This window comes from Proteiniclasticum sp. C24MP (assembly GCF_043951855.1).
Classification (GTDB): domain Bacteria; phylum Bacillota; class Clostridia; order Clostridiales; family Clostridiaceae; genus Proteiniclasticum.
The window spans coordinates 1-1100 of record NZ_JBINJW010000065.1 but is presented as its reverse complement, the minus strand read 5'-3'; the positions used below and the strand labels follow the sequence as shown (position 1 = coordinate 1100).

At 53.5% G+C, this 1100-nt stretch carries 2 protein-coding genes; both read right to left on the bottom strand.

Annotation, left to right across the window (positions count from 1 at the left end; genetic code table 11):
• Positions 1-757 (bottom strand): transposase zinc-binding domain-containing protein (locus ACHAL6_RS15545; RefSeq protein WP_395271561.1); only part of this gene is annotated, 757 nt, incomplete at its 3' end.
• A gap of 5 nt (positions 758-762) precedes the next feature.
• The gene (locus ACHAL6_RS15540; protein ID WP_395271562.1) at positions 763-1077 is read right to left on the bottom strand and encodes a tyrosine-type recombinase/integrase; all 315 of its coding nucleotides are present in this window, start codon (positions 1075-1077) and stop codon (positions 763-765) included.
• Positions 1078-1100: the final 23 nt, after the last annotated feature.

Genomic DNA, 1100 nt, shown 5'->3' with positions numbered 1-1100 from the left:
CCAGATATTCAATGACGTTGGCAGCCCCTTTGAAGGTTTCCTTGAGATGAGGAATCCATTCCTTGGCATAGAGGACAGAGAGAAAATCATTGAACTGGGAGGGATATCGGAGCATGGCCTCTGAAAAGGGGAGGCTCAGCTGTCCACTCTGGTAGAGGGATTTCAGTCCATGGAGAAATTTTCCGCGGAAGAGTTTTGAGACGGCTCTGACCGGAAAGAGGAATCCGGTCTTTGATGCGATGAACTCCTGGTCTCTGCTGAGGCCACCGCCAAGGACGATGGCATGAATGTGAGGATGGAAGGAAAGGTTGCTTCCCCAGGTGTGGAGGATGCTGATGAACCCGATCTGTGCACCCAGATGTCTCTTGTCCCCGGCAAGCTCTTTCAGGGTTGCAGCACTGCTGTCATAGAGCAGGCTGAAGAGAAGGCGCCTGTTGGCAAGGAAGAGACTGTTGAGCTGCTCAGGGACGGTGAAGACGGCATGAAAGTATGGTGCATCAACGACATCAGTCTTCCGGGCATCAATCCATTTCTCCTTGTTCACGGCCTGACAGCAGGGACAGTGCCTGTTTCGGCAGGAATTGTAGTGCACTTCGGCGGCGCCGCAGTCCTGACAGACAGCGGAGTTACCTCCGAGAAGAGCCGTCTTGCATCGAGTGATGGAGACTGCGGCTTTATGGGCCGCAGGACGGACCGAAGTAGAGCCTCGGTATTGGTCATAGGCCTGAGAGAAGATGTTCTGGATCGCATAGCTCATGCTGCTCACCGTACATCGAAGGGGCTGACGGCTTTCCCCATGCCCGGACGGGCAAGATGAACATAGATAAGGGTACTGTTCAGGGACCGGTGACCGAGATGATTCTTGATGGACACAAGATCCGTACCCTGCTCATAGAGGTGCGTGGCGAAGGCATGACGGAAAGTATGGGCCGTGACAGGAAGGTTCCACTTCAGACGATCAAGATGTTTCTGGATATAGCGGCTTCCGGTATCCTTGACGATGTGGGAATCCGGATTTCTACCGGGAAAGAGCCATCCAAGTGGTTTTCCATGAGTTTTCCAGTAATCGGTAAGAATCTCCAGAGCGCTGGTGGAGAGGA